The 14,235-nt window shown below is 29.3% G+C and carries 14 protein-coding genes; 1 reads left to right on the top strand and 13 read right to left on the bottom strand.

The annotated features are described in order from the left end of the window. Positions 1-209: 209 nt before the first annotated feature. Entirely contained in the window at positions 210-1,184 is a 975-nt protein-coding gene (gene gpr, locus BR69_RS0115290) for a GPR endopeptidase (protein ID WP_027633964.1), read from the bottom strand. Between the two features lie 207 nt (positions 1,185-1,391). On the opposite strand from gpr, the gene rpsT reads away from it, so the two are divergent. Then, positions 1,392-1,658 (top strand): 30S ribosomal protein S20, encoded by a 267-nt coding sequence (gene rpsT / locus BR69_RS0115285; protein WP_027633963.1) that lies wholly within the window; start codon positions 1,392-1,394, stop codon positions 1,656-1,658. Positions 1,659-1,714: 56 nt separating this feature from the next. Here rpsT and holA read toward each other — a convergent pair whose 3' ends face one another. The 12 genes from holA to BR69_RS0115225 all read right to left on the bottom strand — a co-directional run bounded on the left by holA (position 1,715) and on the right by BR69_RS0115225 (position 14,109). Beyond that, positions 1,715-2,740, bottom strand: coding sequence for a DNA polymerase III subunit delta (gene holA, locus BR69_RS0115280; RefSeq protein ID WP_034849997.1), 1,026 nt, complete (start codon positions 2,738-2,740; stop codon positions 1,715-1,717). Between the two features lie 2 nt (positions 2,741-2,742). Continuing rightward, complete coding sequence (locus BR69_RS0115275) at positions 2,743-4,392, bottom strand: ComEC/Rec2 family competence protein (RefSeq protein WP_027633961.1); 1,650 nt, start codon at positions 4,390-4,392, stop codon at positions 2,743-2,745. Positions 4,393-4,394: 2 nt separating this feature from the next. After that, positions 4,395-4,619, bottom strand: a complete 225-nt coding sequence (locus BR69_RS0115270) for a hypothetical protein (protein WP_027633960.1) — start codon at positions 4,617-4,619, stop codon at positions 4,395-4,397. A 64-nt stretch (positions 4,620-4,683) separates the two neighbouring features. Continuing rightward, on the bottom strand, positions 4,684-7,011 hold the full coding sequence (locus BR69_RS0115265) for a P-type ATPase actuator domain-containing protein (protein ID WP_027633959.1): 2,328 nt from the start codon (positions 7,009-7,011) through the stop codon (positions 4,684-4,686). A 178-nt stretch (positions 7,012-7,189) separates the two neighbouring features. Then, positions 7,190-7,546: a stage V sporulation protein AE gene (spoVAE, locus tag BR69_RS0115260; RefSeq protein WP_084315560.1), complete on the bottom strand. Its 357-nt coding sequence runs from the start codon at positions 7,544-7,546 to the stop codon at positions 7,190-7,192. Between the two features lie 4 nt (positions 7,547-7,550). Beyond that, positions 7,551-8,570 carry a stage V sporulation protein AD gene (gene spoVAD / locus BR69_RS0115255; RefSeq protein ID WP_027633957.1) on the bottom strand — a complete coding sequence of 340 codons (1,020 nt, stop codon included), beginning with the start codon at positions 8,568-8,570 and terminating at the stop codon, positions 7,551-7,553. A 13-nt stretch (positions 8,571-8,583) separates the two neighbouring features. Further along, entirely contained in the window at positions 8,584-9,054 is a 471-nt protein-coding gene (spoVAC, locus tag BR69_RS0115250) for a stage V sporulation protein AC (protein ID WP_027633956.1), read from the bottom strand. Between the two features lie 271 nt (positions 9,055-9,325). Next, positions 9,326-9,511, bottom strand: coding sequence for a hypothetical protein (locus BR69_RS0115245; protein WP_027633955.1), 186 nt, complete (start codon positions 9,509-9,511; stop codon positions 9,326-9,328). A 222-nt stretch (positions 9,512-9,733) separates the two neighbouring features. Next, positions 9,734-10,489, bottom strand: a complete 756-nt coding sequence (sigF, locus tag BR69_RS0115240; RefSeq protein WP_027633954.1) for an RNA polymerase sporulation sigma factor SigF — start codon at positions 10,487-10,489, stop codon at positions 9,734-9,736. Positions 10,490-10,498: 9 nt separating this feature from the next. Further along, the gene (gene spoIIAB, locus BR69_RS0115235) at positions 10,499-10,930 is read right to left on the bottom strand and encodes an anti-sigma F factor (protein ID WP_027633953.1); all 432 of its coding nucleotides are present in this window, start codon (positions 10,928-10,930) and stop codon (positions 10,499-10,501) included. Positions 10,931-10,943: 13 nt separating this feature from the next. After that, entirely contained in the window at positions 10,944-11,279 is a 336-nt protein-coding gene (gene spoIIAA, locus BR69_RS0115230; protein WP_027633952.1) for an anti-sigma F factor antagonist, read from the bottom strand. Positions 11,280-11,805: 526 nt separating this feature from the next. Next, positions 11,806-14,109, bottom strand: coding sequence for an AAA family ATPase (locus BR69_RS0115225; protein ID WP_027633951.1), 2,304 nt, complete (start codon positions 14,107-14,109; stop codon positions 11,806-11,808). Positions 14,110-14,235 lie beyond the last annotated feature (126 nt).

The following is a 14,235-nucleotide window of genomic DNA, read 5'->3' as shown; positions in this document are numbered from 1 at the left end:
AAAAATATTACCTAGATTCCTTATATTAAAGGATATGACTCTAAAATTTTCTTTGAAACTTGTATAATATATTTTATAGAAAGTTAAAAAAGGAATTCTCATTAAAAATCTCTTAATGAAAATCCCTCTTTTAAGTTAATATTCTTCTATTTATATCTTTTATTTAACTGAGTGATAGAAGATCAATATATAAATATCTTTTATGTATTCTAATTTAGGAACTTATTTATTTCCTCCATATTTAACGCCGGTTGAAGAGCTATATTAATTCCTGTTGAAATTATCTTAGATACAGAATCTATAACAGAATCTACTTCCTTTGGGGTGACCACTAAATCCCCTACATAAGGATTTAATATTTCATGTATAAGCTGATTTCTTTCTCCCTTATCTATAGACCCTAACATATCATATACCTTATCTCCCTCTGATGCCTGTGACTTTACAGAATCTATAACTAAATCTATGGTATCACTAGCAATAGTTGCTGCATATACAACAGTAGGTACTCCTATAGCTATAACAGGGACTCCCACAGTTTTCTCATTTATCTCCATTCTCCTATTACCAACTCCAGCTCCTGGTGATATTCCTGTATCTCCTATTTGTATAGTTCTATTAACTCTTTCCAGCCTTCTAGATGCTAAAGCATCTATACAAACTACGTAATCTGGTTTTATTTTCTGAACTAAAGCCTTTATAACTTCTCCTGTTTCAATACCTGTAAGCCCTAATACTCCTGGAGATATAGCACAAACCGGTGTTACATCCTCGTCTATAGCCTCTGGCATTAACTCTTTAATATGCCTTGTTACCATGAGTTTTGATATAACCTTAGGTCCTAGCGCATCTGGAGTTACATTCCAATTTCCAAGGCCCACCACTAGGGTTGTTTTATTTTTATCCACTTTTATCATATCTAAAAGGACTTTTCCTAAAGAATTACTTACATTATCCATAAGTTCTCCATCATAGAGAGTAAGCTTTGGCATTTCCATAGTAACATAGGTTCCCTTAGGTTTTCCCATGGTTTTTTCTCCAATATCATTTATTATTTTTACTGTGGAAATCTTTATATCATTTTCTTCTTTTTCAATAACCTCTACCCCGTCACATTCTTTTTTATTACTCTTAACATACATCTCTCTTGTTTCTAAAGCTAAATCTGTTCTTATACTAAACATATAAAATCCTCCTTTAAAGTAACTCTTTATATATCTTTTGTAATTTTTTCATTTTATATAACTGGAATTTTATTTATCCAATATTTAAAGTTTCTCTTGAAGTATTATTTTTTTAATGCTATAATAACCTTTGTTAAAAGATAGACTCGTACGCAGATTTCCCCAATACTGCAGAGGCCCTATATAATATAAAGGGGGTGAAAAAACATGGCAAATATAAAGTCAGCTCAGAAGAGAATAAAAGTAACAGCTGCTAAAACTCTTAGAAATAAGATGGTAAAATCAGCTCTTAAAACTACTATAAAAACGTTTGAGGCTGCAGTAGCTTCAAACAATGTAGAAGAGGCTAAGGCTAACTTCGAAAATGTAGTTAAAGCTTTAGATATGGCTTCAACAAAAGGAATAATTCATAAGAACATGGCTTCTAGAAAGAAATCTAGATTAGCAGCGAAATTAAATGCATTAAACGCATAATAAATAAACCGGTATATTTACCGGTTTTTTATTTTACTCTATAATTTTATAAAATCCTACTTTTTAGCTCTAGCACAGTTTATTATTGACATTTCAAGTTCCATTTTATTATCTCCAGTAGAAAACTTCATATTCTCCTCTGCTTTTAAACAAATAGTTAAACACTGTTTAAGTTGTTTTTCACTAAATCTTTTACTTTGTTCCATTAAATTTTTAGCTACATAAGGATGTAGTCCAAAGGCCTTTGAGAACTCATCTGGAGTTTCTCTATTTTGAAATTTTGCTTTTCCTTTTAATAAAAGATCAAACTGTCTTTCTATCATAGATAGTATGGCTGTTTCCTTAGACCCCTTAAATATAAGTTCATTACAAAGCATAAGAGCCTTTTGAGTCCTTCCACTACTTATAGCATCTACTAAGTCAAAAATATCATCATCATTGTTATTTATAGGAAGAATAGCATTTATATCATCTTTTTTTATTTCTCTTCCCTCTGTATAACTTATAAGCTTCTCTGCTTCCATTTCTATTATATTTAAATCATTGTCTACTTTTTCTGCAAAATATCTAAGTTCAATTTTCCCTATATCTTTGCCTTTTTTATAAAATACCTTTTGAATTTTTTTATACAGTCTATCTCCCTTAAGTTCATCCACCTTTACTGCACATATGTTGCCCTTAAGCTTATCTAGTTCTCTATTTTTCTCCCTTTTATCCTGAAAAATATAATAGGCTACAGCTATACTATGGCTTGGCATATCCTTCATGTAAGATATAATATCCTTAAAGATTTTAGAAGGTTTTTCTGATGGCTTCACCCTTAAATTTTCTGCCCTAAATATTTCTACTATCTTCTTTTCGCTCATAAATGGCATGGTCTCACAAGTATTTATGAAATTATCCATATCTAAGTTTAATCCATCCATCCTTATATAATTTAAATCCTTAAAGCTTTTGTCTATAACTTTTTCTACTAAAAGGTCTATGGCATCTTTTATTTGCCTTTCATCTATTCCATAAAATATATAGGCGTTATAGAGCTTTTCCTCTTTTAAGGATTTTTCAAATTCATCTAAAGTCATATCTATCCCCCTATCTTAACTATATTATTAGGGAGTATCTTTAAAACTACCCCATCCTCTAACACTGTTTCATAGTGTAAGTCTTTCTTCTTATATACATATATTTTTTTATTCTTAATTACTATATCATAAGTTTTATTAAAATTCACTTTATATTTCTCTTCTTTACTCTCTATTAAATTCCCATACTTAAGCTTATTTTTTAAATAATAATCTTTTATTTCTTTTTCTGAAATAAATACCCTACTGAATTTATAGTTAATAAAGTACACAGTATCACTAGAAATAGTTCTTACAGTAATAGTTGGAAATATAGAATATATCCAAAATACCCCTGATAAAGCAATAGCTATTGGAAGGTATTTCATATTTTTATAGCCTTTAAAATATAAGTAAAAACTTATTATTAAAAGAGTATAAATTACTCCATATTTGTAATCAACATATAGTCCATTAGGATTTATTTTAACTAATATTTCACTTACCCTTTCCATAAATATTATAATAATTCTTGCCATATATAATATTGAATCAAATACAATGGGAATAGGGTAAAAAATTATGGCGGCATTACCTAAAATAATAAGTAGACTTATAATAGGGGTTATTAAAAGATTTCCCATTATAAATCCAATAGTAAAATAGTTAAGAGCTATTGCCACATATGGATAGGTAAGTATTTGAGCACTAAGAGTTATACTTAGTGGGGTATTTAAACACTTAGGAAGCTTGTATAATATCTTTGTTAACTTATCCATATAAAGAAGTATTCCTAAAGTACTAAGAAACGAAAGATGGAAAGACATATTTAAGGAGTAATGTGGTCTATAAAACATAAGAAGTAATGCTGAAAAAGCTAAAATAGTGACCCCATTATATTTTTTATAAACCTTTGTTGATAGAACTAGAAATAATATCATTATAAAAGCTCTTAGAGAAGATACTTTAGCGCCTGTAAATATTACGTATATAAGACTTATAATAATAGATGGTTTTGTTCCTAAAAACCTCTTAAGGGTAAAATATACTAAATTTAAATGAAAGCCTGATATACTTATGCTATGAATTATTCCTAGAGCTTTAAAGTCTTCCATATCCTGGCTATCCATTCCTTTTAAGTCCCCAAAGGCTACTCCACTAAGTAAAGCTCCTCTACTCTCTCCAAGAGCATCTTGAAATTTAGATTTTATCACCTTTCTAAAATTATAAACCTTAGTTAATATATCCTCTTCCCTACTTATTATTTTATGATTTTCTAATGCTCCAATTGCTCCCTTTTCATAGGTTATATTCTTTTTAAAATCACCTGTTAGAACTAGCTTCTCTCCTTCTTTCATAGACTTTGTGAAATCATAAATGTAAACTTCTCTACCTTTAAAGGAAAGTGTTACTCTTGGTGTACTTACATTTACAACTCTCATTAAAAACTTATCTCCCTTAAGATTTATATTAAAAAAATTATGAAACCCTAGGAAGCCTATAATAAGAAATCCTGCCCATATAAAAAAATGCTTCTTACTTAAGGTTAAAATCATAATAACAGTAACCACTAAAAATATTGCTAATGAAAGTATTTTTATATTGAAAAATATATAGCAAAGTATATTTCCAAAGAAAAGTGCCAGAGTATAATAAATAATTTCTTTCTTCATGTTTAATTGCTACTAAGAGTTATTCTTATTTTATTACTTCCATAGTCCATAGCTACATTTTTAACCCTTAGGGAATTGGTTTTGTTTTTCACTCTATAGTATGTTGACACTAAGCTTTCAGCTTCTTCTACACTTATATCATCACAGTAATCATAGTATTCATTGATATCTAAAAGTAATTCTATAGTTCCACTACTTAAATTTGTTATTTCACACACATTAAACATAAAGCTCACCTCCTTCTTATTTTTGACAGAAGTAGGTGAGCTCAAACCTTTAATTTTTATAAAATTAAAAATCTAAAGTTGTGTTTTTAAAGTTTTTTAATCTAATCTTATTATACCCATATATATTTATAGCAATATATACTGCTAGTGCTAAAACTTTTATAATACTCCATCCTAAGAAATAGTAACATACTATACTTAATATTATTCCTAGGAAAAATAACAGGTTTAATAATAAATTTAAAATTTTATTTTCATTATAAAATATCTTAAGAGCAATTAGTATAGATATTATATTTACTCCTATATAAATACTATCACCTTTTTCTCCACTAATAAGAAATAACCATAGAAAAATAGCACAGGTAGCATTAATACTTATAAATTTTAAAAGTTCTTCTAATAATTCTTTTCCTTTGCTTAGTGACTTTCCTCTCTTTATAACAAAAATCATATTGTGAAGATAATTTTCCTCTATATAAATAGGACAAAGTTTTTTTATCATATTAGTTAGATTTTTACCAACTCCAACCCCTAAACTACATAGATTCATCATAGGAAGATAGGTCATATTATCTAAAAACAATAATATATCCATTCCCCTTTCTCTTAATTCTCTTAAGATTATATATTTATGATAAGAGTTAATTCTTGAAAAGATTCTGTACTTATATATATTCCTCTCAAATTCTTCATGAGTGGTGTAATCTATTTCTATACCACTTTGTATCTTCTGAAGTCCCCCACTTATGTTTAAATATTTCAAGGTATGTATACAGGACAGCTTGTCTTCATCTGTAGCTATAATAGGCACTATGGCATTATCTATACAATACCCTATATCTTCTACTGAGGTAGTGTTAAATTCGCTCTTAAGAGCAATAAGACCCACAAAAACTAGATGACTCTCTATATTCTCCTTTGAAGATGGCTCATAGGCAAAGTTTCTGTAGGAAAGAGCCATAACTCTAAGTCCATTATTACTCATCTCTATATGAGCATTTTTTATACCATCTATATGGTCCCTAGTAAGCTCTATTTCAACACCATCCTTCATTATATGTGTTGATGCATCTAGCACAACATCTACATCACCCTTTACATGAGCCCTATAGAAGTTTTCTATTCTATTCACTACAGTCTTTAATCTTCTACCACTATCATAAGGAATTTCAAAAATCTTTATAGTTCTAAGTTCTTCTGTAATCTCATTTAATCCATTATATCCAATGAAATCCATTATAGCTCTATCACTACTATTAACTTTTCCTGAGGAGGTTAAATATGCAATGGATAGCATTCTATCTCCATTTATTTCTTTAAACTCATCTATATCATAAAGCTTAATGTATTTTGAATCAGTGTATACTCTTCTTAACGTAAGAATTTCATCACTTAAAGCACCTTCCTTATTCATAAAAATACTATGAACATTGGTTGTTTTAAGTAAGGTATCAAAAGAATTTATATGTACTCCTCTTTTTTTAAAACCTGCTATTTCCTTAATAAAAATAATAATAAGGATTATAAAAAACCATATTGGATAGCTTGTCTGAAAAGTTTTCAAAAATAACTTTATGGATAAATTTATATCTTTATAATATAGAAATGAAACAATTCCAAGGCTTAAGCATAATGCTGATATATAATATATAATCCTGTTTAAATAATTAAAAGTATTGTTTTTAAAGTCTGCACTTTCCTTAGAAGTTATATCTGTAAAACTTATTATTTTACCTATCTGAGTTTTATCTCCCACTTCAACAACTACTCCAAGTCCTTCTCCCTTTATAACCTTACTTCCCATAAAGGCCATATTGCCTATAAGATTTACAGGTAAATCCTTCTCCTCTATTTTAGTTGAATATTTTTCTACAGCTTCCTTTTCTCCAGTTATAAGGTATTCATTTATCTTTAAATTATTACATTCTATAAGTCTTATATCCCCAGGAACTATATCTCCTTCCTTTAAATATATTAAATCACCTACAACTAAATCCGATGACTTAATGTTTTTTGCTCTATATCCTCTCATAACCTTTACATCTATATTATTAAGATTCTCAAATTCTTCTATGAATTCATAATTCTTTTTATAGCTTCTAACAAAATAATAAATATATCCTATTAAAAATATTCCATGTATAAATAAATTTATATAAGTCTTAAAATAAAATCCTATGAACAATGATAATATTATATATAGGATAAATGGATTTATGATTTCTCTATATAGACCTTTAAAAATGCTTTCTTTTTCTTTAAGAGAAATAGAATTATTTCCAAATTCATTAATTCTTTTATAAAGCTCTCTCTCCTCTATACCTTTCTCTTGCATTACCTTAAGTTCTTCTAATATATAAGCAAATGCTCTTCCATACCACTTTTCCATGCATATACTCCTTCTTATATTATAAATTCATCCTCTTTTACCACTTAGGACAAATTCATCTAAATTTAGAGGGAAAATAAGACCCCATCTAAATAATATCCACTTTATCATATCATATATGGAATAATTTTGTATAGATTATAGGGGTCTTTTAATATAAATTTTAAATATATTAAATTTATTCCTTAGTTTTAGGATTAAATATTAATGCCATTATATATCCAAATAATATTGCCGCCGTTATACCTGCAGCAGTTCCTTTTATTCCTCCAGTAAAAGCTCCAAGTATACCTATTTTATCTACTTCCTTTATTGTAGACTTAGCTAAAGAATATCCAAAGCCTGGTAGTGGAACTGTAGCTCCAGCTTTTCCTATTTTAACTATAGGCTCATATAATCCAAGTCCTCCTAATATAACCCCTAAGGTTACAAAGGCCACTAGTATTCTGGCAGGAGTAAGTTTAGTCCTATCCATGAGTATTTGAGCTATTACACATATTATTCCACCTACTATAAAGGCATTTACATAACTCATCATTTTACTTACCCCCCTTATATTCGATGGTTACTCCATGGGCAATACCAGGTATACTTTCACCTTGGAAGGAGGATGTAGTACTCATTAAAGCTCCTGTTGATACAATTAAAGCTCTCTTGATTTTTCCCTGAAGCATACTTTTATATATATACCCACAGGTTACAACAGCAGAACATCCACAACCACTACCTCCTGATGCTGTATTTTGAGTGTTAGAATCAAAAATCTCTTCTCCGCAATCAATATATATTCCACGAACATCATATCCATACTCTAAAAGTAGCTTTTCTGTTATTTCTCGTCCTACCTTTCCTAAGTCCCCTGTAGCTATGATGTCATAATCGCTAGGCTTAAATCCTGTATCCTTAAAATGATTATAAATAGTATCAACTGCTGCTGGTACCATAGCAGCACCCATATTATTTGCATCCTTTATTCCATAATCCTTTACCTTCCCTGTGGTTACATAAGTAACCTCTGGGAAATCTCCCTTAAGCCCTAAAACCATGGCACCTGAACCTGTTACTGTCCATTGACTGGTTTCTGCCCTTTGACTTCCAAATTCTAATGGAAATCTAAACTGTCTTTCTGCAGAACTAAAGTGAGAGGATGTAGACGCAATAGCATAGTCTGCAAATCCTCCATCCATAATTAAGGAGGCAATACCTAAAGACTCTGACATGGTTGAACATGCTCCATAAAGACCTACAAATGGTATATCCAAATCTCTAGCCACAAAGTTTGATGATGCTAATTGATTAAGTAAATCTCCTGCAAACATATAATTTATATCTTCTTCCTTAAGTTTCGCCTTTTTTATTGATTCCTTTATAGCATGATACATCATAGAACTTTCTGCTCTTTCATATGTGTCCTTTCCATTAGTATCATCACTTAAAATTATATCAAAAAAGTCTTTTAACGGCCCTCTTCCCTCCTTAGGTCCTACTATACTTGTAGCTGCAAGAATTTTAGGCTTCTTCTCTAGCTTTACTGTTTGAAGTCCTACTCTCTTCTCCATAAGAATCCCCTTTCTATTTAAACAGATAATTAGCGCAATAATGTATTATTCCAACTATAACAGAAGTGCTTATTCCATATACAAGAACTGGTCCTGCTATGGTAAACATCTTAGCTCCTACCCCGAAAACAAAACCTTCTTTTTTAAATTCAATGGCTGGAGCAACTATAGAGTTTGCAAAACCAGTTATAGGTACTACGGTACCTGCTCCTGCAAAATTGGCTATCTTATCATAAATACCTACTCCAGTAAGACTAGCTCCTATGAAAACCATGATTATAGAAACTGTGGATCCCACATTTTCTTCTGATAATCCCATATTCGTAAATAAATTATTAAAGAATTGTCCAACAACACATAAAAGTCCGCCTATTATAAATGCAAAAAAACAATTCTTTATAAGCTTATTTTTAGGTTCTATCTCTGTTGAAAGCTTTGAGAATTCTTTTTTTATAATATTTTCTTTGCTTTTTGAATTTTTCATAATATTAATACCCTCCTTACCTATAAGTTTATTTTTCCAAGGTTTCTTTTTAATATGCAAAAACTGATGAATTATTCCCTTATAAGTTTGTTGGTATTTTTAGGTTTTTCATATTTAAATGAAATTTTCTTTAACATAAATTATAAGTTCATGTTTTTGTGATTTTGTAATTATTATTTCTAGACCTAACTTAAATAAATTATTAAAATTATAGATTACCTCTAGAAAAAAAAAGCTAATTAAGAATTTTAAAATTCTTAATTAGCTTTACTTATTCCATTTCATATATTCTAGTTATTGCCTTAGTTTCTATAAGCTCACTTTTTGAAAAACCTTTTTTAAAGGTTCTTATCTGCTTATAATCTACCCCATTCATCTTAAAATCTAAAACATCAATCCTATCTCCCATATAGGTAATAGGAGCGTTTTGTCCTTTTAAATAAATCTTTACCTCCATATGTCATCCTCCTGTTTTCCTGCTTATACTGTCCATTTATCTCATGGCTACTAACTGTAACGCCCCCATCCTCTAAAAGGTGGTGGATAACAGTTGCCACAACCCTAGATGAGCTTATCTAACCTTCAGGTGGTGGAAAGAACACAATCTGAAGGTAGATTCCTTCTATTTTATTATACCCAATTTTTTTCAAAATAAAAATAGAGCACTTAATTAAATGCTCTATTCTGTCAGCATATCTTTCATTTTTATTAACACCTTTTTTTCAATCCTAGATACCTGAACCTGACTTATTCCTAAAATTTTTGCTACTTGAACTTGGGTTTTATCTTTAAAGTATCTAAGCATTATAACTTGTCTAGATCTAGGTTCCAAATCTCTTAAGGCTTCTTTTAATGCTATCCTATCCACCACAGAGGTTTCTTCATTAGCCTTCTCACTAAGCTTATCTATAAGCATTACTGGAGCGCCCTCATCCTGATGAATGGTATCATATAAGTAATTTATATTATTTATAGATTCAAGGGCAAACACAATCTCTTCCTTATCTATCCCTGAATACTCCGAAAGTTCTTCTATAGTTGGTTCCCTATCTAACTCTTTTGTTAAATGTTCCCTGTCATAGTGAAGTTTTCTTGCAGTATTTTTAACTCCTCTACTGACCTTTATCATTCCGTCATCTCTTAAAAATCTTTTTATTTCTCCTATTATCATGGGCACTGCATAGGTAGAAAATTTTACATTATAAGAATTATCAAAGTTATTTATAGCCTTTACAAGGCCCATAGAGCCTATCTGATATATATCTTCGTAATCATAGCCTCTATTTGAAAACTTTTTGCTTATGGAAGAAACTAAGGGAAGGTTCATTTCTATCAATATGTCAAGAGCAGCCTTATCTCCTTTTTTAGCAAGAACTAGGAGCTTTTCATTATCGTCATAGTTATAGGACTCTTTTTTTAAGATTGCGTCATCCATAAACTTCACCTAACTTAAGCTATAAAAATTTTTCTTCATTATAACCCTAGTTCCCTTTCCTTCTTCACTGCTAACCTTTAAATTATCCATAAAGCTTTCCATAACAGTAAATCCCATACCAGATCTTTCAAGATCTGGCCTCGAGGTATATAGAGGTTCCATAGCTTCTTTTATATTTCCTATTCCTACTCCTTCATCTTCTACAATTACAGTGACCTCTTTCCCTTCAATTATAGCTTCTATTTTAACCCAAGCATCTTGTCTATTTTCATATCCATGAATTATAGAATTGGTTACCGCCTCAGAAACTGCTGTTTTTAAATCCGATAGTTCTTCTATGGTTGGGTCCAGTTGTGATACAAAAGCAGCTACAGAAACTCTTGCAAAAGCTGTATTTTCTGACTTACTTAAAAACTCTATTTTCATACTGTTATTAAACATTTCTATCCCTCCATTAAATACTATTTAAAGCTTCCTCTACAGTTTCAAATCCAGGAATTATTTTATACATCCCCGAAATCTCAAATACCTTCTTGACTCTATTATTAACCTCTGTAACACAAACCACTCCATTTTTAGGCTGAAGCTTTTTATATCTCCCTATTACTACTCCTATGCCTGAGCTATCCATAAAAGTAACCCCTGAGAAGTTTAATATAAGCTTTTTAATATTATCCTCATCTAAATTATTATCTATCTTATTTCTTACTTCCTCGGAACTATGATGGTCAAGCTCTCCTAAAAGGGTAACCACAAGTTTATCACTAATTTTATCAAATTTTACATACATATAATATCCACCCTTAAATAATATTAAGAGCAGTTCACCTCCTTACATAAATTTACATATATCTCTATTCTACACCCAAGCTGCTTTTCCTTCTTTTTCCAAGGTTTTTTTATTTTTCTTTTCTTAAATCTTATAAATCAACCTATTATACTAGTGAAATGTTAAAATAATCATAAAATTTCTTTAACCTTCTAATACAATAAAACTTTTATTTTGGAGTCTAATAATTTTCCCTTACTCCTTAGTGAGATTAATATTTAAAAAATAATCTATTTAAGATATTATCGTAAATATTGCTTATATAAAAGCCCCTTAAGTATATAAGTAATTTTTACTACATACTTAAAGGGCTTTTATTGACTCTTTATGACTTCTAATAATCATAATCTTCTAAGTAGGAAAACTTCGTATTCCCACAGTAATTATATTATATCTTATTCAAAGGCTTTAAAGAAAAACTTAAAGGGTTCTATGGTTCTTAATTTATAACCTACATAAGTGGCTATATAAATTATATTTCTATTTTTTACTCCTTTTCCTCCTTAGAATAATATTTATTTATTTCTTCATTAATTTTTTCAAATATATTTTCTACAGAGTTTTCATCACTTCCCATTAACACCTCTATGGCATCATTAATTGAGTTCATAGTATATATTTTAAATTTTCCACTGATTATTGCTTCTTCTACCTCATAATTAAGAACTAAATTATTTGAATTAATCTCTGGAATTAATACACCTTTTCCATCTACTTCATGGAGAAGCTTACATACATTAAAAAAGCCTTCTATTTTTTCATTAACTCCCCCTATAGGTTGTACTTCTCCAAATTGATTTATAGATCCTGTAACTGATATATTTTGCCTTATAGGAATCTTACTTAACGCTGATAGCATACATATGGTTTCTGAAACTGATGCACTATCTCCATCTACTTTTCCATAAACTTGCTCAAAACTTAAATGAAAATCAACTGGAAGCTCCTTATAAGGGTTAGTTATTTCATTTAAATAAGCTCTTAGTATATTTAAAGACTTTTCATGGATACTTCCACTTAACTTACTTTCTCTTTGAACATCTATTATATGTCCACTTCCTTTATAACATACACAGGTAACCCTCATAGGTCTTCCAAAAGAATAATATTCAGTTCCTACCACTGATAATGCATTTATTGCTCCAACTCTCTCTCCTGTTACATTTAAAAGTATATTTCCTTCTTCATATACTTTTAAAATTTCCTTTTCTATAATATCTTTCTCATAAGCTATTTCTCTAATATGCTCATGATCTATAAAAGCTCTAGTATCCCTTATAGCTTTTACTTGTGCTAAATTTAAAATTCTACTTATTTCACTCTCATCAATAAAAAGTTTTTTTCTATGCTCTGCCTTCCTTGAGGAAAGCTTAGCCATCTCCTTTACAGCCTTAGATGTTAAATCAAATAAGTTATAATTATCAATTATCCTATTTATTCTTTCTAGAAATTCTATCTTTCCTTCATTATTTATAGATATTAAAGGATTGCTTTCTGTTTTAATTGAAAATACCTTTTTAAAGTCTTCATCGTAACTATAAAGTATATCATACCCTTCTATATCTCCAACTATTATAACCTTAACTTTTATATCTATATCCTCTGTTTTAAGTCCACTTATAGATAAAAGATCTAAATACCCCCTATGATAATTGAAATTAGCTTTTCCTCTTAGTAAAGATTTTTTTAGATATTGGTATGCCCCTGGATTATTTATTAGATCTATAAGTCTAAGAATTATGACCCCTTCATTACATTTTAAAATAGAGCCTGCTCTTATCATTGTAACATCTGTTATATAGGTACCATTATGGTTCTCATATTCTATTTCTCCAATTAAATTATCTACTGTGGGGTTTTCCTCAAAATATACCATAGGATGTGATCTATCACCATTGTCTACAAGAACATTAACATTATATTTAAATATAATATTAGTTATTTTTTCTTCATCTTCTTCATATATACCTGTAAAAATTTCTATTAGACTATTCCTTAAGGAATCAGTAACATATTCTAAGTACTTAATACTTTCTAAATCTTCTTCTAACTCCTTATGAAAGTTAATCTTCTCCTCCTCAATAATTTCTTCTAAATAATTATTAAGGATTGTTTTTATTTTTTCTATGGATGTGGATTCTAATTTCTTTAGGTTTTCAAGAACCTCCTCAGCCATAATCTTTAACTTTCCAACCTTATTTAGTATATCTTCTCTAATTAATAAGTCTAAGTCATCATATTCCTTAGTGCTCATACTTTCGCCTTTATCCTTTAAAGGTAAAAATGCAAACCCATGGGTAGTGGCTTTTATATCAAATCCATCTGTTTTAGCTTTTTCCATTAGCTCTTCCACTATTTCTGCTCTTTTTTTATGAAGATTATCTAATATATTTTCTTTTTCTTGAAATGTGGTACTGTTATAAAATCTATATAGACTTTGGTTTAAATTACTTTGAAGAGTCTCCAAAGATTTTTGAAGCCTTTTCCCCATACCATTATTTAAATATAAAACCCTTGGACTTCTATCATCTTCATAAATTACATAACATATATCCTTTGGACTTTCCTTTTCTTTATATATATTCTCTATATAGCTTTTTAAATGAATCATTTTATCCTTAGAATAATCATCAATTAAATATATATTGAAATTATCACTATTTATAGCTAATATATCAGAAATTTTATTATAAATATCCTTATATTCACAAATTATATCTCCTCTTTTATTTAAATCTAAACCATTTAACTGAAAATCGTATATAACATCTTCTTGTTTTAAAACTCTCATATTATTAAATACTTCTTCTAAGAGAAGTCCTCCCTTCAAAAGATTACTATTATAATAATATTCTCCTTACCATAATTTAGTAACACTTTTTTTACCAAAGTAGATTTTTATATATTAATTTTTAGT

This window comes from Clostridium hydrogeniformans DSM 21757, assembly GCF_000686705.1.
Lineage (GTDB): Bacteria > Bacillota > Clostridia > Clostridiales > Clostridiaceae > Clostridium_Z > Clostridium_Z hydrogeniformans.
Note: the sequence above shows the minus strand (reverse complement) of the source record. Positions and strands in the feature narration are given on the sequence as shown.